The 24265-nt window shown below is 42.8% G+C and carries 21 protein-coding genes and 1 tRNA gene; 9 read left to right on the top strand and 13 right to left on the bottom strand.

The window, feature by feature from the left end; genetic code table 11:
• Nucleotide 1: 1 nt before the first annotated feature.
• From rimO to yfbR, 4 genes are all read right to left on the bottom strand, one after another.
• Complete coding sequence (gene rimO / locus EDD70_RS00385) at nucleotides 2-1336, bottom strand: 30S ribosomal protein S12 methylthiotransferase RimO (protein WP_092754116.1); 1335 nt, start codon at nucleotides 1334-1336, stop codon at nucleotides 2-4.
• Between the two features lie 197 nt (nucleotides 1337-1533).
• Nucleotides 1534-2166, bottom strand: coding sequence for a regulatory protein RecX (locus EDD70_RS00380; protein ID WP_092754119.1), 633 nt, complete (start codon nucleotides 2164-2166; stop codon nucleotides 1534-1536).
• On the bottom strand, nucleotides 2166-3236 hold the full coding sequence (gene recA, locus EDD70_RS00375) for a recombinase RecA (protein ID WP_092754122.1): 1071 nt from the start codon (nucleotides 3234-3236) through the stop codon (nucleotides 2166-2168). The genes EDD70_RS00380 and recA overlap by 1 nt, the downstream gene beginning before the upstream one ends.
• 564 nt (nucleotides 3237-3800) lie before the next feature.
• Nucleotides 3801-4382, bottom strand: a complete 582-nt coding sequence (gene yfbR / locus EDD70_RS00365; RefSeq protein ID WP_092754125.1) for a 5'-deoxynucleotidase — start codon at nucleotides 4380-4382, stop codon at nucleotides 3801-3803.
• Between the two features lie 218 nt (nucleotides 4383-4600).
• On the opposite strand from yfbR, the gene EDD70_RS00360 reads away from it, so the two are divergent.
• The 4 genes from EDD70_RS00360 to EDD70_RS00345 all read left to right on the top strand — a co-directional run bounded on the left by EDD70_RS00360 (nucleotide 4601) and on the right by EDD70_RS00345 (nucleotide 9744).
• A complete protein-coding gene (locus tag EDD70_RS00360; protein ID WP_162840878.1) occupies nucleotides 4601-7180 on the top strand; it encodes a YfhO family protein in 2580 nt (859 codons plus the stop codon).
• 15 nt (nucleotides 7181-7195) lie between these two features.
• Entirely contained in the window at nucleotides 7196-8140 is a 945-nt protein-coding gene (locus tag EDD70_RS00355) for a glycosyltransferase family 2 protein (RefSeq protein WP_092754131.1), read from the top strand.
• 104 nt (nucleotides 8141-8244) lie between these two features.
• Nucleotides 8245-8320, top strand: a tRNA-Lys gene (locus EDD70_RS00350).
• Between the two features lie 599 nt (nucleotides 8321-8919).
• The gene (locus EDD70_RS00345; protein ID WP_092754134.1) at nucleotides 8920-9744 is read left to right on the top strand and encodes a leucine-rich repeat protein; all 825 of its coding nucleotides are present in this window, start codon (nucleotides 8920-8922) and stop codon (nucleotides 9742-9744) included.
• Nucleotides 9745-10380: 636 nt separating this feature from the next.
• Here the strand turns inward: EDD70_RS00345 and EDD70_RS00340 are convergent.
• Nucleotides 10381-11214: a DUF7927 domain-containing protein gene (locus tag EDD70_RS00340; protein ID WP_092754140.1), complete on the bottom strand. Its 834-nt coding sequence runs from the start codon at nucleotides 11212-11214 to the stop codon at nucleotides 10381-10383.
• Between the two features lie 364 nt (nucleotides 11215-11578).
• On the opposite strand from EDD70_RS00340, the gene EDD70_RS00335 reads away from it, so the two are divergent.
• Nucleotides 11579-11875 carry a hypothetical protein gene (locus EDD70_RS00335; RefSeq protein ID WP_092754143.1) on the top strand — a complete coding sequence of 99 codons (297 nt, stop codon included), beginning with the start codon at nucleotides 11579-11581 and terminating at the stop codon, nucleotides 11873-11875.
• Nucleotides 11876-12066: 191 nt separating this feature from the next.
• Here the strand turns inward: EDD70_RS00335 and EDD70_RS00330 are convergent, their stop codons facing one another.
• From EDD70_RS00330 to EDD70_RS00315, 4 genes are all read right to left on the bottom strand, one after another.
• Entirely contained in the window at nucleotides 12067-12819 is a 753-nt protein-coding gene (locus EDD70_RS00330; protein ID WP_092754146.1) for a hypothetical protein, read from the bottom strand.
• Nucleotides 12820-13207: 388 nt separating this feature from the next.
• Nucleotides 13208-14287 (bottom strand): S-methyl-5-thioribose-1-phosphate isomerase, encoded by a 1080-nt coding sequence (gene mtnA, locus EDD70_RS00325; RefSeq protein ID WP_242943119.1) that lies wholly within the window; start codon nucleotides 14285-14287, stop codon nucleotides 13208-13210.
• 81 nt (nucleotides 14288-14368) lie between these two features.
• Entirely contained in the window at nucleotides 14369-15553 is a 1185-nt protein-coding gene (locus EDD70_RS00320; protein WP_092754149.1) for an EpsG family protein, read from the bottom strand.
• Nucleotides 15554-15654: 101 nt separating this feature from the next.
• Nucleotides 15655-16164, bottom strand: coding sequence for a VanZ family protein (locus EDD70_RS00315; RefSeq protein WP_092754152.1), 510 nt, complete (start codon nucleotides 16162-16164; stop codon nucleotides 15655-15657).
• Nucleotides 16165-16485: 321 nt separating this feature from the next.
• Between EDD70_RS00315 and EDD70_RS00310 the strand changes: the two genes are divergently transcribed.
• Nucleotides 16486-16743, top strand: a complete 258-nt coding sequence (locus EDD70_RS00310) for an HPr family phosphocarrier protein (RefSeq protein WP_092754155.1) — start codon at nucleotides 16486-16488, stop codon at nucleotides 16741-16743.
• A 117-nt stretch (nucleotides 16744-16860) separates the two neighbouring features.
• Here EDD70_RS00310 and EDD70_RS00305 read toward each other — a convergent pair whose 3' ends face one another.
• Genes EDD70_RS00305 through EDD70_RS00290 form a run of 4 tightly spaced genes read right to left on the bottom strand, consistent with a single transcriptional unit; the run spans nucleotide 16861 to nucleotide 21134 of the window.
• Entirely contained in the window at nucleotides 16861-17913 is a 1053-nt protein-coding gene (locus EDD70_RS00305; RefSeq protein ID WP_092754158.1) for a MupG family TIM beta-alpha barrel fold protein, read from the bottom strand.
• Complete coding sequence (locus EDD70_RS00300) at nucleotides 17906-19324, bottom strand: PTS transporter subunit EIIC (protein WP_092754161.1); 1419 nt, start codon at nucleotides 19322-19324, stop codon at nucleotides 17906-17908. Before EDD70_RS00300 ends, EDD70_RS00305 begins: the two co-directional genes overlap by 8 nt.
• A 27-nt stretch (nucleotides 19325-19351) precedes the next feature.
• Complete coding sequence (gene murQ / locus EDD70_RS00295; RefSeq protein ID WP_341465121.1) at nucleotides 19352-20251, bottom strand: N-acetylmuramic acid 6-phosphate etherase; 900 nt, start codon at nucleotides 20249-20251, stop codon at nucleotides 19352-19354.
• Nucleotides 20205-21134, bottom strand: a complete 930-nt coding sequence (locus EDD70_RS00290) for a MurR/RpiR family transcriptional regulator (protein WP_092754167.1) — start codon at nucleotides 21132-21134, stop codon at nucleotides 20205-20207. Before EDD70_RS00290 ends, murQ begins: the two co-directional genes overlap by 47 nt.
• A 335-nt stretch (nucleotides 21135-21469) precedes the next feature.
• Here EDD70_RS00290 and EDD70_RS00285 point away from each other — a divergent pair, with 335 nt between their 5' ends.
• From EDD70_RS00285 to EDD70_RS00275, 3 genes are all read left to right on the top strand, one after another.
• Nucleotides 21470-22855 (top strand): MATE family efflux transporter, encoded by a 1386-nt coding sequence (locus EDD70_RS00285; RefSeq protein WP_092754170.1) that lies wholly within the window; start codon nucleotides 21470-21472, stop codon nucleotides 22853-22855.
• Between the two features lie 103 nt (nucleotides 22856-22958).
• Entirely contained in the window at nucleotides 22959-23444 is a 486-nt protein-coding gene (locus EDD70_RS00280) for a TspO/MBR family protein (RefSeq protein WP_092754173.1), read from the top strand.
• A gap of 85 nt (nucleotides 23445-23529) precedes the next feature.
• Nucleotides 23530-24171 (top strand): Fe-Mn family superoxide dismutase, encoded by a 642-nt coding sequence (locus EDD70_RS00275; RefSeq protein ID WP_123810984.1) that lies wholly within the window; start codon nucleotides 23530-23532, stop codon nucleotides 24169-24171.
• Nucleotides 24172-24265 lie beyond the last annotated feature (94 nt).

The following is a 24265-nucleotide window of genomic DNA, read 5'->3' as shown; positions in this document are numbered from 1 at the left end:
TTTATATCGCCTCCTGCACCCTGCCAATAAGATCGTATTCCATGACGTCTTCGATAGTAACTTTCACAAAATCGCCCTCATGCAGCTTCTGCTCGCTTGTAAAATACACTTTGCCGTCAATATCCGGGGCATCGGCGGCGGTTCTGCCGTAGTAAAGCTTATTTTGTTTATCAAACCCTTCCACCAAAGCTTCAAGGGTTTTGTCAATTTTTTTACGGTTGCGGGCCTCCATAATGCCCATTTGCTCTTCCATAATCACGTCGGCACGGCGGCGTTTCACCTCATCGTCAAGCTGTCCGTCAAACTCGGCGGCAGGGGTACCGTCTTCTGCCGAGTAAGGGAAGCAACCCAGGCGGTCGAACTGAACCTCTTTGATAAAAGTACATAGGTCTTCAAAATCTTGTTCGGTTTCGCCGGGGAACCCGGTGATAAACGTAGTGCGCAGGGTAACATCGTTCATTTTTTCGCGCACATGGTTCATTAAAGCGGTAAGAGATTCACGGTCAAAACGGCGGTTCATCCGCTTTAAAATGTTGCCGCTGGCATGCTGCAGCGGAATATCAATGTATTTGCAAATTTTGGGTTGGCGAGCCATTGTGTCCAGCAGCTCATCGGTAATGGTATCGGGGTATCCGTACAGGATACGAATCCAGTGTACACCATCAATCTCGCAAAGTTTGTCGAGCAATTCGGGCAGCATCAGCTTTCCGTACAAATCTTTGCCGTATCGTGTGGTGTCCTGCGCGATAACATTCAGCTCTTTTACACCGTTTGCAGCAAGCGTTTTTGCCTCTGCAATAATATCTTCCATCGGCCTGCTGCGAAAGCCGCCGCGGATAATGGGTATGGCGCAGTAGGTACATCGGTTGTCGCACCCCTCTGCCACTTTGAGGTAAGCGGTGTAGGGTGCAGTCGTCATTACGCGTTCGCCGCTCAGCATCACCTTGTTTTTATCGGCAAAGTCGTATACCTTTTGCCCTTGCATTGCTTTTTCAATGGCTTGGGCAATCTGATTGTTTGAGCCGATACCCAAAACAACATCTGCCTCGGGTATCTCTTTGGCTACTTCCATTTGGTAGCGTTCGGCAAGGCAGCCTGTTACTACAACCACTTTTACCTTGCCCTTTTGCTTGAGCCCTACAAACTCCAAAATATTCTCAATCGATTCGCGTTTCGCATCTTCAATAAACCCGCAGGTGTTGATGATAACTACGTCACATTTTTTTGCGTCCGAACACAGCTCGTAGCCATGCTTTGTGATGAGCGAAAGCATAATCTCTGCATCCACTTGGTTTTTGGTGCAACCTAGCGACACCATTCCTACTTTTATTGACATTACATTATCTCCAATATATATACAATTTTATACTAATTCGCAATCAAAAACATTCTACATTTTTGATTCGCCATGTGAAATACGGCTGCAAGTCCAGCTTGTGCAAATGTTGTGCCATACTATAAGCTGCCGCTTTCGCTGCACACTGTAATAGCAGTGGTTTAAAAAGCTATGCAGCTTTTTTAATGCGAAATGAATTATTCATCGTAGTCGTATTCCTGCGGTGTATCAAACGTATTCAGTACACGGCGGATGTCATCATAACGGTACCCAAGGCGAATCAGTGCGTTGATTGTTTTATCCACACCCTTTTTTGTCCCCAAATACCGCTGATATTTTCGCTCAATCAGTTCGCTTATTTTTTCGTCAACATCAACTGTTTGCGCGAGCTGCTCCAGTGTATCGTCAATCAGCTCTCTGTCAATGCCTTTTTTATAAAGCTGCTGCCGGATGCGCGACATCCCATAACCTTTGCTGTTGGCAAGCTGTCTTGCATAGCGTTCGGCATAATCGGCATCGTTTACAAGCCCCAGTTCCTCCATTCGCCCCGCTATTTCGGCGGCGGTATCTTCGTCCGAAGTTTTGGCGAGCTTGTCGGTCAGCTCTTTTTTTGTGTGGCTTTTGTAGCCGAGCAAATACAGGGCGCGTTCACGGGTACGGCGCAGGTCGCTCTGCTTTTGCAGTTCAAATAGTGCGTTTTGGTCAATCTCTCTGCCCGCCTTCAGCCCGGCATTAAATATAATCTCAGCGTCAAGCATCATCGCGTATTCGCCGTCTACATATACGGCGCTACGCGTGCCTTTTCGCTTTTCAATCGCGGTAATCAGCATTATTCTTCATCTTCAACTTCCACGTCAAGGTCTACCTGCTTTGCCGCCTTTTTGCTTGACTTTGAATTGCCGCGAACCATTACCAATTCACCCGCCCTTGCGCGGATTTGTTTATCGATTCCGGCTGTAAACTCGGGGTTCGCCTTCATGTATTCCTTGGCATTGTCGCGGCCTTGCCCCAGCCTTATTTCACCGCAGCTAAACCAAGCACCGCTTTTATTGATAATATCCAGTTTTACAGCAAGGTCGAGAATTTCGCCCTCTTTTGAAATACCCGTACCGTACATAATATCAAATTCTGCTTCGCGAAACGGAGGAGCCACTTTGTTTTTGACTACTTTGACACGTGTGCGGTTACCAATGCCCTCTGTGCCGTTTTTCAACTGCTCAATACGTCGGATATCCAAACGCACTGACGAGTAGAATTTGAGCGCCCGCCCGCCGGGGGTAACCTCGGGGTTGCCGTAGGTAACGCCCACCTTTTCGCGCAGCTGATTGATAAACAATGCAACGCAGTTGGATTTAGAGATGACACCGGTAAGTTTACGCAGTGCCTGCGACATCAAACGCGCCTGCAAGCCCACATGCGCGTCGCCCATTTCGCCCTCAATCTCTGCACGCGGCACCATAGCTGCAACCGAGTCGATTACAATTGCATCAATTGCACCCGAGCGCACCAATGCCTCGGTTATTTCAAGTGCCTGCTCGCCTGTGTCGGGCTGCGAAACCAACAGCGAATCAATATCTACGCCCAGTGCTTTTGCATAAACAGGGTCAAGCGCATGTTCCACGTCAATAAACGCAACTTCGCCGCCGTTTTTTTGTGCCTCTGCAATAATATGCAGCGCAACCGTGGTTTTACCCGAGCTTTCCGGCCCATAAATTTCTACAATTCTGCCGCGCGGGACTCCGCCAATGCCCAATGCAATATCCAGCGATATAGAGCCTGTAGAGATTGCCTCCACATTCAGCGTTGAGTTTTGCCCCAACTTCATCACTGCGCCCTTGCCGAATTGTTTTTCAATCTGGCTGAGTGCCGTCTCCAGTGCTTTTTGTTTATCCACTGCCATTTGTTTCCGTCCTTTCCGACAGGAACATTTTTCGAAAGAACAAATGTTTGCCCCGTCACTGCAACTGTTTTAATTATATATGAAACATTGCGCAATTGCAAGGATTGGCAAGTGTCTCGTGCCCCTTCTTTTTCGGGCATAATAAATGGTACTTGGTTGTATTTTCGGCTCATATCTGGTGATGAGCCAATTATAATTTAATCAATTTCTTTACAATGCAAAACCCAACAGTTGGCTACCCTAACTCGTTGCATTTCCTTTGTAATTTCGAACTTGCTGCCATTAATCGTATTGATAATCGGAGCGGTTTTTTGAGGAATTCAAACGGCAGGCTATTCTCGCCACAATGTTTTGCAATTGCCAAACAGATTTCTTCATCTTTTTTCGGAATATCATCCAACTCAATTAAAAATATTTTTTTAACATAACAATTCGTTCCCTTTTTTAAAACAATCCTATCGTTCATCTGCCACCATAATTTTACCATGATTGTTTTAACAATGCACTCGTATAAGAGCGTTTTTTGTAAAAAACCATCTGTTTTATTATGCAAACAGATGAACATTACAGTTCATCCAGTGTAAGCCCGTACGAATCGAAAAACTCGTTCAGAAAAATATCCGCTTCCGGCAGGTTCATATCCCGTATTGCCTGTTCGGTTGTATGCCGCGCTTTTCGAAATTCACGGTTGCCTGCATTTTCTTCCTCTACGCATTTAAGCAGTGCCGAAAGTTTGTCTGCCGCTTTTACTATTTTTGTCTCTTCCTCATCCAAAAAGCCTGCCTCAAAATAGCTTTCATAATCGGCACGCAAATCGTCAGGCAGCATCGCAAGCAGTTTGCGGTTGGAGGTATGCTCGATTTCTTTATAGCTATCGCGTATCTGCGGGTTATGGTATTTAATAGGGGTTGGCATATCCCCCGTCATAATTTCGGAGCAGTCGTGGTAGAGGGCGCATAGCACAAGCTTGCCTGCATCGTAGTTTTTGCCCAAACGCCTGTTGCCGATTGCCGCCAGTGCATGGGTAAGTGTTGCAACCTCAAGGCTGTGTTCGGCAAGGTTTTCTTCCCGTGTACAGCGCATCAATCCCCATCTGCCAATATATTTCATCCGCGATAACATTGCGTAAAAACTGTTGCTGCCCATAAAAGCCCTCCAAACCGCTTCCATCCAATTGCAATAAAAAGCTTAGTATCCGCCACTATTTTATCAGCAAGGCATATTCTGCCTGAGTTTTGCAAAACTTAACAGTAACCTTACTTTTATTATATCAATTTTATTGTTCCGATTCCACAATAATAATTGTAAAACTTCCACAATATGATATAATTTATATTGTATTAAATTCCATAAGAGGTGACGATTTGAACAGCTTAACATACAACCATCAAAAGAGCAAACACTGGCTCGCTTTTTTTACGGCATTGGGCACAGCCGCAGTAATCTTTCTGCCCTTCATCATTTATAACAAAGGGCTTTTTATTTACATCGGTGACTTTAATGTGCAGCAAATACCGTTTTACAAGCTGGCTCACGAAGCCGTTCGCAGCGGTGATATTTTTTGGAGCTGGTATACCGACCTCGGCGCAAACTTTATTGGGTCTTACAGCTTTTATCTTGCTTTCAGCCCATTTTTTTGGCTGACACTTCCGTTCCCCACCGAGGCGCTGCCCTATTTGATGGCACCCTTGCTGGTGCTGAAAACCGCCTGCGCCGCCCTTACCTCGTACTTTTTTTTGCAGCGCTTTGTACGCGATAAAAACTATGCCGTCATCGGCTCGCTGCTGTATGCATTTTCGGGGTTTACTGCATACAACATTTTTTTCAACCATTTTCATGAAGCAATCGTGTTCTTTCCGCTTATGCTCATTGGTTTGGAAGAACTTTTAGTAAACAACCGCCGCGGAGCATTTGCCATTACTGTGGCTATCAACGCCGTTGTAAACTACTGGTTTTTTGTGGGAGAAGTCGTTTTTGTCATTCTTTATTATTTCATCCGGTGCTCCGGGCTGAAAGGCGGCATTAAAAAGTTCTTTTGGGTTGCTTTTGAAGCCGTACTGGGTGTACTGTGTGCACTGTTCGCACTGTTGCCCAGTGTTTTAGCGGTAATGGGCAACCCGCGCACCACTATGCCCGATAACATGCTGGGCGGGTGGCAGTTTTGGTTATACACCCACGAACAGCGCCAGCCCGGCATACTCGCAAGCTTTTTCTTCCCGCCGGAGACACCCTCACGCCCCAATATGTTCCCCGATCACGGTGCAAAATGGGCGTCGCTTTCGGCTTGGCTGCCTGTGTTCTCGATGTCGGGTGTGCTTGCATTTCTCATCAGTGTACGCAAAAATTGGCTACGCAAAATGCTTATCGCCTGCTTTATTATTGCTATGGTTCCGGGCCTCAACAGCCTGTTTGTAGGGCTGAATCACTCCTACTATACACGTTGGTTTTATATGCTGGTGCTGCTGCTTTGCACTGCAACCATAATATCGCTTGAAAATGAAAAGATTGACCTTATGCGAGGGTTCCGCTGGACAGCAGTTGTAACCGGTGTGATTCTGCTTGCTTTGGGCTTTACCCCTGTGCTGAAGGACGGCGCGGTAGAAAAAATCGGGCTTGCCAACGACATGCAAATCTTCTGGATTTACGCCGCGATGGCGGTGCTGTCCCTTCTACTTTGTTACCTGCTGGTTGCACATGCACGTTTTAACGATAATTTTACCCGCACGGTCATCGTTGTGCTCGCACTGTTCAGCGTAAGCTATACCGCGCTGTATATCGGTATGTCTAAACAAGACTTGGCGGGAGACAATTATATCATCAACAACGGTGTGATGGGGCGGCGCAACCTGAAGATGCCCGACGTGGACAAACAGTTCTACCGTATGGATATTTACGACAGCGGAGACAACTTCGGCATGTACTGGCATATCCCAAATATACAGACGTTCCACTCGGTAGTCCCCTCCTCCATTATGAAGTTTTATCCCGAAATTGGCGTAAAGCGCGATGTATCCTCCCGCCCGCAGCCGGAGTTTTATGCATTGCGCAGCCTGTTCTCTGTAAAATATCTGTTTATCGGCACCGATAAAGAAGACCAAGAGCCTATGCCGGGGTATTTTCTTACCTCCAAACAGCTGCAGTTCAACATCTATGAAAATGAAAATTACGTACCGATGGGCTTTACCTTTGATGGTTTTATTACAGAAGACGAGCTAAAAGAAGTACCCGAGGCTGACCGCCATAAAATTTTAATGCGGGCACTTGTGCTGAATGAGGAACAAGCCGTACGCTTTGGCACCATGCTCAACCATGTAGTTGTCAGCGAAGATATGTTTGTAGACTACACCGATTTTCTTGATGACGTGGCTGCACGCCGCGCAAATTCATGTTACTATTTTAAAAAAGATACCCGCGGCTTTACGGCGCGCAGCAACCTAAACAAACCGGGGCTGATGTTCTTCAGCGTACCGTTTGACAAAGGCTGGTCTGCCACCGTAAACGGCGAGCCGGCAGAGATTGAAACGGTGGACATCGGCTTTATGGCAGTAAAAGTACCCGCAGGCGAAGCCGAAATAAGGTTTAACTATATGACACCCGGCTTGCTACCAGGCATTGCCGTAACCGGCGGTGCAGTTATTATTTTGGTGGTTTATTGGATGGTTGCCCGCAGGGTTTACCCGCGCAAAAAGCGCAAACAAACTTACGAGCTTTTTGACGATGAAATCATTCTGGAAGATCAGCTGGAAGATCAATTATCATTGGAGGAGTGCCTCGATACCTACGAAGCGCAAGAGGAGTACAAAGAAAGCCCCTCCGAAGAGGTAGCCAATGCGATAAACATCAACTGGAGTGAAGAAGATTTTATCGGTAAACAAGAACAGACTTCTCCGCAAAAAAATTCGAAACCCAAACAATTTAAGAAGAAAAGAAAGCATAAGAAATAACGGGAGGCGTAATAGATGGCTGACACCCTGTACTTGGTAGTACCCTGTTACAATGAGGAACAGGTTTTACCCGAAACCTCAAAAAGACTCACCCAAAAGCTGCAAACGATGATAGACAGCGGTACTGTCCATGCCCAAAGCCGGATTTTACTGGTAAACGACGGCAGTCGCGACCGCACATGGGAGATGATTTGCGAACTGCATGCGCAAAATCCGCTTATATCGGGGCTGAAACTGTCGCGCAATAAAGGGCACCAAAACGCATTGCTCGCAGGGCTGATGACTGCCATGCCTTTGTGCGATATGGCGATCTCACTGGATGCGGATTTGCAGGATGATGTGGATGTAATTGATGGTTTTGTGGCAGAATACTACAATGGATGCGACGTTGTATACGGTGTACGCAATAAACGCGACACCGACACGGTGTTTAAGCGCACCACTGCCGTGGGCTTTTATAAGTTTATGAAAGCACTGGGTGTTGATATTGTTGAAAACCACGCCGATTACCGCCTGATGAGTAAACGGGCATTGCAAGGCTTATCGGAATTCACCGAGGTGAACCTATTTTTACGTGGTATCGTACCGCTGATTGGCTACAAAAGCGCTGTGGTAAAATACGACCGCCACGAACGTTTTGCAGGCGAGAGTAAATATCCTTTAAAAAAAATGCTGGCTTTTGCCTTTGACGGCATCACCTCGTTTTCAGTCAAGCCAATCCGCATTATTACCACACTGGGTTTTGTTATTTTTGCTATAAGCATGCTGGCGCTTGTATATGCGCTGATTGTTTGGCTTATGGGTAAAACGGTGGCGGGCTGGACAACTTTAGTCGGTTCCATTTGGATGATAGGCGGTATTCAGCTGCTTTGCCTCGGTGTAATCGGTGAGTATATCGGTAAAATTTATGGTGAAGTAAAACGCCGCCCGCGTTACATTATCGAGGATTTTCTGCAATAATTGCTATAAAAATAAAAATGGCAACTTTTTTCGCAAAAACTATTGACAAATTCGCTGTGTTTTTGGTATACTAATTAGGCACTCGTAAATTACGAGTGTTCTATGAGCCACTAGCTCAGTTGGCAGAGCATTTGACTTTTAATCAAAGGGTCCGGAGTTCGAATCTCCGGTGGCTCACCATTTTAAAATTGTTACAACACAGAAAAGTCTATGGTATCATAGGCTTTTTTGCGTTGTAAGTAAATATTATGCAATCCACCTGTTAAATAAATACCAGCAATAGAAACCGCTTTAAGCACATAACTCTTTATTATCAATCATTTTTACGGCATTTTTTACTATACAATTTTATACCGCAAAACACAAAGAGGGATAGGCTGCTGCCTATCCCTCTTTGTTATCTCTTTTTGCGTTTATATACGATGATGTGCTGCATTTGTTCAACGTATCTTCTCCATTGCTCATACATCCCGTCTTTGGTAATTTCAACTTATCGCACTTTAATATTATTTTTGTTAAGGTGTTTTGTAAGATATTCCCGAAAATTCCAGTAAACGAAAGAAATCTTCAGAAAAATGCAGTAATTTGCGGATATTTGTTAAAAAATCGTCAATCTCGGCATTGACTTTAAATGGTAAAAAAGGTAATATACAGCGGTAGAACAAACATTGCTCTTAGTTAAAACAAGGAGGTAAAGATGTTTATTTATTTAACAGGGTTCTCTTAAAACATCCGCACTGCAAATCTAAAAACATTATAAGATTATAGGAGATATCGTAATGAAAAAGAGCTTAAGAATTATTGTTTTTATTGCTGTTCTAGTATGCACCCTTACCGCTTTAGCTATAACTTCATTTGCAGCTTACAATGCCAATGATTGGCAAATTGAAGGTGATGAAGTTTGGCGTTATAAAGGAACGGAATATAAATTGCAGCCAGATGACTGGCCTGAAAATGTTACTACCGTAGCTGATGGCGCTTTTGGCGATGCAAAACAACTTAATGCTATAACAATCCCCTCATACATTCGAGAATTGGGTATGACAAATCTTCTTTATTGCGATAAAATTACAACAATTGTGAATTTATCAAAAAACAATCAAAGAATTAGCCATAGACCAGGCTATGATATACCCATACGTAATCATCGAGTAGCTTATGGGTATTCCTCTAATATAGATTTCAAAAATTTTGTTGTTAAACAAGGATACCAATGGAAGGAATTACCGGATGATTTTTCTAATGATTGGGTAATTCGAGATGGCCAAATATTATATTATAGAGGATTGGCAGAAAAATTATCACTTAACGACTGGCCTAAAAATATTAGTGTTGTAGCCGATGGTGCTTTTGCAGACGCCCCACTTCTTAGCTCTTTGACAATCCCTCCGTATATCAAAGAATTGGGTATGACTAATCTTTTGTATTGCGATAATATTAAAGTAATTATAAATCTTTCGCGAGACAACCAAAAAATCAGCCACAGACCGGGTTATGATGGCCGTATAACCGACCGCAGAATCGCTATGGGGTATTCTTCAAATAAAGAATACAAAGATTTTGTTGTTAATCAAGGATATGAATGGAAAGAACTGCCGTTTTAAAGTTCTTTTCTCAAATTCAAGTTTGTAAGCAAACATATCCAAAAACAAAAGTACAGCCCTCAGGTTTATATAAATCTGAGGGCTGCTTATTATTTTTATAATTTTTTATGCATCAAAGCCCGTAAAGCACTCGTTTTTCATCATATCTTACTTTCAGCGACCAACTCTTTTTATGGATGAAATTTATAATTTTCCGTCACGCAAAACAACAGTGAATGCTGCTGTAATTTCATTCCCACAAATCTTGAAACAAGGCGGGTTGGGAATATTCACGGTACAATGAGTATAACAGTATTTTGGTTCATAAAACAAAACACTTCCCTCTTGGGTTACGGTTTTTTTATTGCCGTCACAATCTTTATATTTAAAACAAATGCCGTAACCAACCCGTATAAATGTAACACCGTTTATTTTATATTGTTTTATGCCATTATAATAAACATAACATTTGGTATTGCAAAACAAATCACTCACACTGAAAGTTTTTCGTATACACTTACAAACGCAATGACATTTACGTTGTATGGTTATTCTCCACGGATTGCTTGTTGCAATGATTTGCTTACCGTTACAAGCACCTTTTGCATTTGCCAGATTTATTATTTCTATCATTCTGACATCCCCTGTATTTCTGCTTTATAGAGATACGGTTACACTGAATTGAATCTTATAAGTATCTGAAGGGTTAAGATCTCCAATGTTGATACCGTCGGCGGGATTTTCATCGGTTAGTGGAAGTGTATCGTTCTTTAACGTTGAGTTCTGCTTATATGTCATTCCTTGAGGAATCGGGTTTGTTACCGTAATATCGGTAATTTTGATGCTGCCGGTGTTTTTAATAACAAGGGTGTATACAACCTCTTCGTTATTTTCTGTTACAAAAGTCTTATCTGCTGATTGTACAACCTGCAAATCTGCTGTAATAACAGTAGTGATTGCCTGGCTAGGATTGGTGCTTCCTGAATATTCATGATCTTTACAATCTTTAAATTTAATTGTTGCTGTTCCGTTGTTAATAATATCTCCGGCTGCGCCTTGGTTAACAGTTACCTGATACTCCAATGTTGCAGATTGGCCTTTGGGCACACTGCCCGCCTTAGTCTCGCTGGCACTTATAATTGTCACGCCCGTTTCTAAAGTTTCGCCAGGCTGTGGAACAGGAATAATTGAATCGGCAACTAAAGTGGTCATAGGTGAAATGGTATCCACAATTTTAACGTCATATAAGTCAACGGAAGAATTGTTGACAAAAGTTACGGTATATTTAATTTCATCGCCCACCTCTGCTAAGGTTTTATCGGGAATTTTATCAAGTGCCACCTTGATAAAATCTGTAGTAACAATATTACTGGTAACCTTAATTGTCTGCGGCTCGCCACCTACTTTTACGGTTGCAAACCCAATAACCGATGCATTATTCTTAAATGGTGCAAAAACTGTATTCAATGCTTGTGTCAAAAAATCTGTCATTCTAAGACTCCTTTGCAATTTTTAAAATAAAACATTCTGTGTTATACAAGAACTGTTTTGATGTAATTGATGTAATTGATGTAATTGATGTTTTGATTTTACTTGATGAGTAAGGCTGTTTTTTCAGTCCTCTTGTATAGTATATGTTAACTGCTTTGAAACGTTATCCAAAAGCAAACCGTATGTCGATGAATCTCTAATTTCCTTGCTTGCCAAGCTGCTGAATATTGCTGTTTATATGTGTTTAAGCTGTATTCGAGCGCTCCTCCCATTAAGCCCCCTGTTTTAGTCTATAAAAACTTTTAATAACATAATATTTAAAAAGTATTTTTCGTTACCGTCAACAAAGAAAGGGGCCGAAACAATGGAAGATCGCATTGATAATTTTAATGCTGATAAATCTTGTGCACAGCAAGATGGTAAACCGATTGAACAAAACAGCAATATTTTAGAAGAACTAAATGACTTGAACCAGAAAATAGCAAATTCAAATTATAAGCCCTACAAGAAGAGCACTTATTGGCATCAGCAAAACACAACGATGGATGAAGTAAAACAAGAAACTCAACAGAAAGAATTGATGGAGTGCCTTCTAAGAATAGAAGCTAAGCTGGCTAAAATCGAAAACTTGTTGGAGAAGAAGAAATTTCGGCTTTGGTGATTGGTACTCCAAAAAAACAATATAAAAGACTCCCTTTTGAGTAGAATTCAAGTTGTTAAGAATTCTACTATCAATAAGGAGTCTTTTGTTATTTTATATCATCAATTGATGAATGAAGTATAGCGTGACTATAGTGAATTGCTATTCAAAAAACAGGCTCTTTTAGAACATTATTTTACGAGAGATGACGATTAGCCTAATCCACCGCAAGTACCGCTGTTTACACAGGGGCCGATAGCATGCCCTTGGGCAAATTCTTGTTTTACTGTGACGTTATCGGTATATGGTTTTTGAGCCGATACCAGGAGGTTTTCATGCTTCCAGAGTTTGTCAACAACTGTATAATCAATTTCCAATACGCAATTATTTCCAGATACATCAACGCTTACATTGTTGATTATAATTACTTTGCAGGAGCCGTCAATAAGGGCAAGCTCATTTCTGAATTGGTTAAGCCCTGCAACGTTATTGGGATAAGCAACTCCACTCGGGAATCTTGCAAATTCATAAAAGAAACAATCAAATGTGTCAGCAGGGGTTACCACAACCAAGGTAGATGTGCCATACCGTAATACAATTTCAAACTCAACGGTGTTAACGATACGGTCACATCCGGTAGTTGGGCTCAAACGCTCTTCTGCGCACAAAACTCGCGAATTTACAACCGTCGGTGGTCCATCCGGTGTAAACCCGCCTCTGCAGCCTGCAGCTGCATCAGGGTTACAAGGAACACATGTTGTCAATATTCTTCTCTCTACACAAATATCTCGAACATCCTCCACGCAAATGTCATGGCATTCGCAAGCAGCAGATCCCAATTGATATCCAAAAGCATTCCTTAAATCAGGATTTAAAAATAGACTGTTGCACTCTGAACAATTAGAGCCAAATATACATGACGGCACTTGTTTAGCTTCAACATCGTCTGTTTTTGTGATATTCATATCTATTCTCCTTTTTCTTTATTAGAGTGAGTCTTTGTTTTCTCTATCTCATCAATATTTTATGTTACTGTGTTTGCAATTGTTACATTGTAAACCAACGCTAGCACAACACAAGCAGCTTTTTAGAGGAGAAATCAGATAAATTCGACAGTAGTTTTATAGCCGGTGTACTATAAGTCTGAATCAATCATATTGTAATTGAATTTATTCGACTTAAGGCTGGAGAGTAATAATAGGTGCAACAGTATTCTTGCATCCACCGTGAAACTAAAAAAGCCTGCTGATATCTTACAAGGCCGGAATATAAAAACGCAGCTTTGAATTTTATTCAAAGCTGCCTCGTCTTTTCATCATTTTTCAGTTTTTTAGTCTCTTTGCTTTGGTGCTGTTAAACTTTCAACTTATCTCTTTTAGAAAACATTTCACAAATAGATTTCTCAAACGGCGCTGTTGCAACACCGTATTCGGTAACAATACCTGCAATATTTTGGTGGTCTGTCACATCAAAGGCGGGGTTAAACACTTTTACCCCTTCGGGCGCCATACGCTTTTTGTACCACATCTCGGTAACTTCTTCGGCAGAGCGTTCTTCAATATGGATATCATCGCCTGTTTTACAGTTAAGGTCAAACGTTGAGAGTGGGGCACATACATAAAACGGAATACCGTAGTATTTTGCTAAAATTGCAACACCCGATGTACCGATTTTATTTGCTGCATCACCGTTGGCTGCAATACGGTCTGCACCTACAAGCACAGCTTGTACCCAGCCTTTTTTCATTACGGCAGACGCCATATTATCGCAGATGAGCGTGGTGTCTACACCCGAACTGTGCAGTTCAAAAGCCGACAGACGCGCCCCTTGCAGCAACGGACGAGTTTCATCGGTAAATACTTTGAAATGATAGCCTTTCTCCAATCCCACATAAATTGGCGAAAGTGCAGTGCCATATTTTACCGTGGCAAGCTGCCCCGCATTGCAGTGGGTGAGAATACCGTCACCGTCTTTGAGCAAGGCGAGGCCGTTTTCACCAATTCTGCGGCAAACACGAATGTCCTCTGCTTTAATTTCATTCGCTTCTTCCAACAAAAGATGTTTGAGCTCTTGCACAGATTTATCTGCATGATCAATCACGACTTTTTCCATACGATTGAGTGCCCAAAACAAATTCACCGCAGTAGGGCGCGAAGATGCCAGATAATCTTTCTTCTGTTTAAATTTTATACGGAATTCTTCATAACTTTGTGTTTCAATCTCCCGTGCGCCGATATAAACACCATATGCTGCCGCTACCCCGATTGCGGGTGCGCCGCGCACCTGCAGCAGATAAATAGCTTTCCAAACTTCTTCCTGCGTTCTCAGCTCCAACATTTCAATGTTGTAAGGCAGCTGGGTTTGGTCGATGATGACAACAGCGGTGTTGTCTTTGTTTAAACTAACCGTTTCAATGCTCATAATGTTCTGCATTCTGCACCATCCTTAATCTATGTTATGTATATTAAAAAATGGAGCTGCAAATCATACAACTCCATTTCAATCTATCTGCTATCACAGCATGGTCACATAAGGCACGAGCAAAAGGCGATTTGCATTCAGCAAAAACAAATAATATACAAAACTGCCAAACAAAATAAAGCCGATGGTTGCATTGTACATTGCCTGCTGGTCGCGCAGTTGTACTTTGAGTTCGCCGTATTTTTGCAGTGCTCGTTTTTTCTCATCCCCTGCTGTTTTCTTTGCCGCCTGGCGGGTAAGCTCTAGTTTCATTGCTTTATCTTCATCTATCTTCATACAACTCATAATTTCGGGCAAAAGCAGCATGGCAACGGGCAGCAAAATCAGTGCAAACCGTTGGAACACAAAATGCTTCAGCGTTAAAATAAACAACAGGCAGCAATAACAGCATAAATTGATAAGCGGTAAATTTTTAGCGTCGTGCTGCAATAATCGCTTTTTAAGCAGCATCACAACACCAAATAAGATAATGGGTATAAACGCCGTATTAAAATCTCTGCCCCGCATATAATAGGTACCCACTTGATATGACTTATAAATATATTGTGTAATAAAACTCAATATCGGCTCTGAAAAAATCAGTAAAAACAAGGTACCCGCACTATATACCGTCAGCGACTTCCAGTTGAGCGGGATCTGTGCAATGAAAAATAACGGAATCAGCAGCAGCATGCTCTTATGGAATGTTGCTGTAAGCAATACAATGAGTAGATAGGGAACAAACTTTTTGTTCTGTAAATAAGGCAATGCAAACATAAAGATGCAAATTGCAATTTGATGGCGAATAGTAACAAGGGTATAACCAAAAAAGCCAAAGGTAATAAACACAAACATACTAACCCAAACAGAGGGGGAATGCTTGTATAAAAATACCGCAGTCAGCACAATACATACCAAAGCAATGCCGAGCGCAAACCCAAGCTGGCTTTGTGTAACCAGAGAAATTACATAGTTCAGCAGGCTGTAGCCTATCTCTATGCGGTAAACATTCGCGGCACTGAATAAAAAGCTCCATCCGCCGTCACATACCTGCTTAAAGTATTCCAAGTAAGGCTTGTAATCTATACCGACCGTTGAACCCCTCACCGCCGACATAGCAATGAGCACAACCGACATGATAGACAAAAAAATGATATCATTGCGCTTGGACGGATGCCTTTCGCAGAGGAAATAGCCAAGCAGCCCCGTTGCTAAAGCTAAAATCAAATATGGTCCCATAATTGTTCTCACTTTCTCACTATAACTTATATCCAGTATAACTTTTTACGGTTTTCTTGTCAATTTCACCTGTACTTTCAAGTTAAACTACGAGTTGTCCTCTATAAATCTGCTTTGTTTTTATGCAATACCTGTAACATCCGTACCAAAAGAAGTAAAAAAAGCGCACATGCAATGCCTGCCATCACACCCGAAAAATCGATCAGCACGTCGCGCACCTGCGATGAACGCCCGTCTACAAACATCTGCAATGTTTCGTCCAAAACAGGAATAAGCAAACCAAAAAACAACGGTATTGTAATATGAGATAAGATCCGCCTTGTATACACCCGCAGGGTAAGCATCATCCAAAACCCAAGCAGTGCAAATTCGGCAAAATGTGCAAGCTTGCGCACAATATGCTCGGTGAACTGAAAACCAAATCCGAGCGATTGCAGCACACTGTTGAGCCACTGTGTTACCAAAGCACTTTTACCACCCGAGATTTCTGCAATTTCCACCGAGTTCGAGAAAATAAACAGGATAGTAGCAAACGTTGCAATGATAAACAACACTCGCATAGCAAGCACCAGTTTACTTTTTTGTATGTTGTTTTCTTTTTGTGTTAGCATAAAAACTCCTCTTCATCAACTATTATAAACACCTTATTCCTGCCACTTGTTTCTTTTATTATAACCCTTAACTATCATTTTTCAAATATTTAGAAGCAGTTAATTTTGTATGGTGTATCCAATCCATACATTTTAATCATCACATCTATCCCTGCATTTGTATGGATAGTAATGCTATATTTTTTGTCTTAATCACCTAATCTTGCTTTTAGCAGGTATACTATTTATAATAATTTTGGGTAAAACACTAAATTTGGCATATTTTTCTTTTCAAATGATTTATTGTAGACTTGTGAATTAACTGCGAAAGGATGTTGTATAATGGTTAGCTTTGATTATACGATTAAAGAGCCCATGGGGCTACATGCCCGCCCCGCAGGCTTTTTGGTAAAAAAGCTAAAGTCTGCGCCGTGTAAGGTAAGTGTGATTTGCGGGGAACGAACAGCAGATGCTAAAAAAATATTTTCTTTGATGAGCATTGCTGTAAAATGCGGAGAAACGGTTACAGTAAAGTTTGAAGGTGATAATGAGCAAACAGTAATGGACGAAGTCCATTGTTTTTTTGAACAGAACTTTTGATATAAAGGGACGCTACCAAACGTCACCAGAAGATACTGAAGATATTATCGCGGCAACGAAAGTTCCAGTTAAAATTGAAGCGCCCTGCAAATACAACTCGTACTTGCAGGGCACTTTTTATTTGGGGGTGGGGATGAGCTTTAGTTTTTTGCCATTCGGCAAACAATCTAATATTGCAAGGTAACGTTGGTCTACTCTGCCGATTACATTGACACGGTTATCGGCAGGCAAAGGGTTGCGTACAAACTGTATTTCGCCGGAATAACGGCTATATTCTATATTATCCACAGTAATACAGCCTGCTGCACGCTGCACGCAGTTGCATGGCATAATCGTCTTGCCAAAGCAAGAGTACTCCCGCGATTCCTGAAAGCGCATGGCACAAGCCGGTGAATCTACCCGAACTGTAAACACTTTGCCATACAGTTCCTCATTTTCGTTTGACAATTCAGCGGGGACATCACAAATACCCGAGGAGCAGAAATTGTCAATCAGCGCAAACTCATTCTCGCTGACGATTCCGTCACCTACAAAAACACCATCTATTCCATAATTTCGTACAAGGTCGAGGTAGCTTACATAAGGCGGCTGCCTGCGGTGACATTCCAAAGTAGGTAACCCCTCAAAAATAGGGGCACGTAACGCTTCGTCGCCCGCAATAAACGCCAGCACTCGTATACCCTCACGGTGTAGCCGCTCATTGCAGCTACGAAAAAACACGTCATCCAGCCCTGTTTCGGGGCGAGGGTAAAAATTGTGCATTGCGTATACCTGGTTCTCTGCCATCGCTAAACGTTGTGCAAGTTCGTCACCAAGTGTAGATGCATTTACAGCAATGGGCATTTTGGCAGCCAGGGCCGCTATTTCATCATTGGTAAACCCATAGTCGATACGCAAAATATCAATGCCCATTTCATGTGCAAATTCAACAATATCTTGTGTGCCAAACATGGCTAGCGTCTTTTTTGAGACATCTGCCAAAATGCGGTAGCCGGCGGTGGTAAGCCACTGGCACATCTCTTTTGCCCGCGCAGGATAAGTGTCATCGAATTCTTCACTGATATGAAATGAGGTAAACACATAGCTGCCTTTACGGCACAGCTTTTTTAGTTGTTCTTTCTGTTTTTCAAACGTTGAGAGATAAACAGAAAAACCTAACCGATTAAACATTTGCCACATCCGCATCCTTTATTCCTACATAAGTAATGATGAACCCGGCGACATACGCAATCACCAAACCAATAAAGAAATTCAGCATGCCTACTGTATTGGACATTAACGGAATGGCAACCAACCCCGAAGGGCCCCATGCAATCGACATAACATGGGTAAACATTACGTAGGCACCACCAAAACCAGCACCCAAACCGGCAGTAACAAACGGTTTGCCCATGGGCAGCGTAACACCATAAATAAGAGGTTCGCCCACACCAAGCAACCCTGCAGGCAGAGCACCCGCAATTACTTTGCGCATTCTTGCATTGCCAACTTTTTTCGCTTTTAAGTAAATTGCAATTGCTGCACCAACCTGGCCGGCACCTGCCATTGCCAAAACAGGGAACAAGCTAACACCGCCGAGCTTTTCAAGCTGGATAGCATAAATGGGGATGAGGCCATGGTGCAAGCCGAGCAAAACCATGGGGAGAAATACTGCGGATAACACATAACCTGAAATAACACTGACAACAGGGTTGCCGGAGTTGATAATAACGCTCAGAGCCTTTACCAGCCAATCTGATATAAAACCTGCTGCCGGCATAATAGCCAAAACAAATATCGCTGCGGTTAAAAACAAAGAAACAAGCGGAGTAACAATCAGGTCGAGCACATCCGGTACACGCTTGCGCACCCAACGCTCGATTTTTGCAAGAATCCATACACCCACGATGACGCCCATGATACCGCCTTTTCCTGTGGTAAGTACCGATTCAAGGGGAACTGTTTCGTTGTACAGCCCAAAAAACTTTGAGATATCCACAATCTGTGCCATAATCGACATAGCACCCACCATACCGCCGAGTGCCTCGGTAGCACCAAACTTTTTTGCTGCATTAATACCGGTGTAAATGGCAAAGTAACCCAAAAATCCGCCGCCAATCAGCGAGAACATAGTTTTAATAAGCGACCAGAAACCGTCTGCGGCAATCACCTTGTCGGTCATCATTTGCCCCAACAAACTTGCCAAACCGTTAAACAAACCTGCAGCAATAATAGCGGGGATAAGCGGAATAAAAATTTCTGCAATGGTGCGAAGCGCTTTTTTCAAACCGTTTTGTTTTTGCCCTGCTTTCATGGCAGCTTTGTTCTCTTGCCAGTCGGCTGCAACGCTTGCAACTCCCAGTTCTTCACGGAAAATATCCATCAGTTTTTTTGCTTTTCCCGGGCCGACAACAATCTGCAACGTGTTGCCGTCTTGTACAAGACCAAGCACGCCCTCTGCTTTTTTGATTTCATCTTTTTGCGCCGCAGAAACATCTTTGAGTGTGAGACGAAGCCGAGTCATGCAATTGGCTGCTGTAACAATGTTGTCTTTTCCTCCAACCAGCTCTAAAATTTTGTTGGATAGTTCGCTGTTTGTCATAACGTAACACCTCAATCTTTCTTTGTTCTATTGCAGAGCACCTCTGACATGCCCTTGTGTACCGTTTAATTTATCTTGTGCTTGTTCTGCATCGCAGCCAAGCAGTGCCATAACAACCGCTAGCTTCACACTGCCGCCAGCCTGTTTTAAAAGGTTTTTTGCGGTTTCTCTGTTAACATCGGTCGCTTCCATCAAAATATTTTGCGCCCTCACCTGCAGTTTTTCGTTGGTCTGCATCACATCTACCATCAGGTTTTGGTATGCTTTGCCTATCCCAACCATAGAGGCGGTCGAGATCATATTAAGAACCATTTTTTGTGCAGTACCTGCCTTTAGGCGGGTAGAGCCTGTAAGCACCTCGGGGCCAACAACCGGTTCAATGGCAAGCTCTGCTGCTTTACCAATGGCAGAACCGCAATTGCATGCAATTGCCACCGTATGGCAGCCCAAGCTTTTGGCATACTCCAACCCGGCAATTACATACGGCGTTCTTCCGCTTGCAGCAATGCCTATAACAACATCTTTAGGGCAGAGGTTTAAGTTTTTCAGGTCATCCACACCCATCGTGCGGCTGTCTTCTGCACCTTCTACCGCTTTTACAAACGCGCTTTCACCCCCAGCTATCAAACCGACAATCAAATCGGGCGATACCCCAAACGTGGGCGGGCATTCCACTGCATCCAGCACACCCAACCTGCCGCTTGTACCTGCGCCCATATAGATCAGCCTGCCACCTGCACGCAGAGAGTTGGTTACCCACTGCACTGCCTGAGCAATCTGCGGAAGCACTTCTTTAATTGCCAAGGGTATTTTTGCATCTTCTTCATTCATAACCGTAACGATCTCAAGCGGGGACATCATGTCGAGATCGGTAGTTCGTTCATTTCTGGTTTCTGTCGTCATCTTGGTCAGATCCAACATCTGCATCGTCTCCTTTATTTTGGGGTAAGTCAATTACAAATCGAGTGGTTTTAGGCTTTTGTATATGGGTTTTTGATAGCTGCTCAAGGCAATAATCATACTCGCAATTTGCAAATGCCGTATAAAGAATATCGACAACATTGAGCTGTGATATACGCGAGGACATTGCTCCGCTGCGAAAAATGGATTCGTTTGCCGCTACATAAAGGTTATGGTCGGCAAGCTCGGCAATGGGCGAAGAATCGTAACGCGTAATAGCTATAACAGGTGCCCCTGCCGCACGCATAGCACGTACGCATTCAATCATCTCTACCGTCTGCCCCGAATAAGATATGACAATTCCAACATCGTTTGCAGACATATTGCGCGCTTGCAAAAGCTGCGAATGCCAGTCGTCATTAATAAAACAGGGTTTGTTCAACCGTAAAAACTTGAGGTGTGCATCCTTTGCAACCACCAAAGAAGAACCTATGCCAAACAGGCAAATGGTTTTGCAATTGCAAATGAGTTTGACACATTGTTTGAGTGTATTAATATCCATAAGGTTTTTTGTGTTCTCTAAAGATATTATGTTTTTATAGGTTATTTTATCCACAATATCTTCAATACTGTCGGATTTTGTGATTTCTTTACGTTCTTCAGTAGCACTTTGCCGGCGTACTGCCAGCTCATAAATCATAGAGCTGCGAAACTCTTTGTAACCATCAAACCCAAGCTTACGGCACAGGCGAATTACCGTGGAGGGCGATGAAAAGCTTACCGCCGCCAGCTTATGGATGCTGAGGCTTACCGATTGCTGTGGATTCTCGAGCAAATACCGAATCACCGCACGCTCTGCCGAAGACGCTTGATTTTGATATTCTTTTAGTAAAACAAGAACACTTTTCATAATGCACCCTTCTTTATTTCTATTTTATTCGTCAGAAACATTTTTATCAATATTTTATCACATGAATGAAACTTTGTACCGCAAGTTGACAATTATCTGTTTGTTCTCTGTCAATTACCGCTACAAATTCTTCTACAATGAAAAAATATTTGGCAAATCGACAACCAATAAAGCAACGTTTGATAACAATTGACATTTGAGCCCAAAAGCAATAAAATAAGTATATAAGTGGCTGAAATTGGTGACTATAAGTTGAATCGTTCAAATCGACAACACCCCACACTTTTTATTTTTAAGTGTGGGGTGTTGTCGCTAATTAAATAAGGAGTGTTTAAATGGAAGAAATAGCAAAGAACAAAATGGGCAGTGCACCGATGCTGTCTCTTATTTTGTCTATGTCGGTACCCGCAATGTTTTCTATGCTGGTGCAGGCACTTTATAACATAGTGGACAGTTATTTTGTAGCAAAATTGGGTGTAGAGGCACTTACAGCGGTATCGCTTGCATTCCCCATACAAAACTTGATGATCGCAATTGCCGTAGGTACCGGTGTTGGTATCAACTCGCTGGTTTCGCGCCGTTTGGGCGAGGGGCGTATTGAAGAGGCAAGCCGTGCCGCTACCCACGGTATGATTTTGGGTGCTTTGAGCGGATTGGCTGTAGCACTGTTTGGTGCTTTGGGGACAAGCCTGTTTTTCCGCAGTTTTACCTCCAACCCAATCATTTATCAAATGGGGTGCGATTACGTTTATGTTGTCACCATCTTTTCGTTTGGTATTTTTATTCAAGTGAATATGGAAAAGACACTGCAATCCACAGGCAACATGATTATACCTATGTTTTCGCAGTTGATTGGTGCCATCACCAACATCATTCTTGACCCTATTATGATTTTTGGTTACTTTGGGTTCCCCAAAATGGGGGTACGCGGTGCTGCAATCGCCACAGTTGCAGGGCAAATTTTAGGTATGATTTATATTGTGATAATGGCATTAGCAAAAAACCATGCAGTAAATATCACGCTGAAAGGCTTTAAATTTAATACTAAAACCATTAAAGATATCTATGCCGTCGGTTTTCCATCCATTGTTATGCAGTCGATTGGTTCCGCAATGACTATGGGCGTCAATGCGATCCTCATCACATTCTCAGACGTTGCGGTTGCCATTTTCGGCATCTATTTTAAATTGCAATCGTTCGTATTTATGCCCGTATTTGGCTTAACACACGGTGTAATGCCGATTATGGGCTACAATTACGGTGCACGCAACAAAAAACGCATGATGGACGCACTGAAAATAGGCAGCACAGTTGCGCTGTTAATTATGGCTGCTGGTATGGGGTTGTTCATTATGATACCGGAGCGCCTATTGATGATATTTGATGCCACCCCCGAAATGTTAGAAATCGGCGTACATGCTCTGCGCACCATATCACTTTGTTTTGTCCCCGCTGCACTCGGTATTATGTTTTCCACTTTGTTTCAAGCAGTGGGTATGGGCGGTAAAAGCCTGCTCGTTTCTGTTCTGCGTCAATTGGTATTTATATTACCTTTGGCGTATTTCCTCTCAAAATTGGGGCTTTACTACGTTTGGTTTGCATTCCCTCTTGCCGAAACGGTTTCGTTTGGGGCAAGCCTCATCATCTTTACCCTACTGTACAAAAAACATCTTAAAAATTTGCAGCCGCTCACGAGTGAACCTCCTACAGCAGAGGCGTAAAAACTAAAACTGCAAGGGCCTTTTTAATAAAAAGGCCCTTATTCTTTATATGCAACATATTTGTTTTACAACTGCATAACATAGTACAAAAGGCGGTGCTAATATGAAAAAATCTTATGTTATTCGTTTTAAGCCATTGATAATCAGTTTGCTTATCAGCCTTGGTGTGGGCGCGCTTTCCGGTTTTTTAACAAAAGACAGTATGAAAATTTACCAAAGTCTTATACAGCCACCACTGGCACCTCCCCCTTGGGTGTTCCCTGTGGTATGGACAGTTCTGTATATACTAATGGGTATTTCGGCATACCTTGTTTTTATGTCTCACGCACCAGAGGCGCAAAAAGCAACGGCACTAACCATCTATGCGCTGCAGCTTGCTGTTAACTTTATTTGGCCAATATTGTTTTTTAATTTGGGTTGGATATTGTTTGCTTTTTTCTGGCTGCTTTTGCTCATTGTACTCATTGTATGGATGATTGTTCTTTTTCACCGTGTCAGCCCTTTGGCAGCATACCTGCAAATCCCCTACCTTGTTTGGACGATATTCGCGGGGTACCTCAATTTGGGTGTCTATCTCCTCAACCGATAAAGTATTTAGCCTCACATGTTACAAAAGAGCGGTGAACCAAATAAATTCTTTTTTAATATACTATTAACAGCATATTTGAGAAAGGATGATTCTTTTGGATGAGCATTACCCCTTTGAACTACGCCCGCTGCCATATGAATACGATGCTCTCGAACCGTACATCGACAAAGCAACGATGTACTTCCACCACGATAAGCATTTGGCAACCTATGTGCAGAATTTAAACAAAGCTTTGGCAAATTACCCGCGCTTTCATACTTGGAGCCTGACCGAACTGCTTACCAATTTAGGGCGTATCCCCCGCCCCATACAAACAGCTGTGCGCAACAACGGCGGCGGGGTTTACAACCACAATCTTTATTTTGAGGGTATGACGCCCAATTCAAGCCGAGAGCAGGCAGGCTGGTTGGGCGATGCCATTTTGCAGCAATTCGGCAGTTATCAGATTTTTGAAGAAAGAATGAAGCAAGCTGCGCTTGACCGTTTTGGCTCGGGTTACGCTTGGCTTGTCAGCGATAAGCAAGGCAGGCTGAAAATACTGTCGACACCTAACCAGGATACTCCGCTGCCGCTGTGCCCCATTCTTTTGCTTGATGTATGGGAACATGCGTATTACCTAAAATACCAAAACCGCCGCGGCGATTACATAAGCAACTGGTTTAATACAATTAACTGGAAGGTTGCGAACCAACGCTATGCTGTATGTGTTGGCAGACCAGAGCTTTAACGATGTTTGCTGCCTCCAAGCTGAAAAACAGCGGGGGCGGCTGGTTTTTTCACGTTATTTGGCAGTACTGCGTAAAATAGAATGTGTTTTGGTA

The sequence above is a fragment of the Hydrogenoanaerobacterium saccharovorans genome (assembly GCF_003814745.1).
In the GTDB taxonomy this organism is placed as follows: domain Bacteria; phylum Bacillota; class Clostridia; order Oscillospirales; family Ruminococcaceae; genus Hydrogenoanaerobacterium; species Hydrogenoanaerobacterium saccharovorans.
This window is presented reverse-complemented; position numbering and strand designations above follow the sequence as displayed.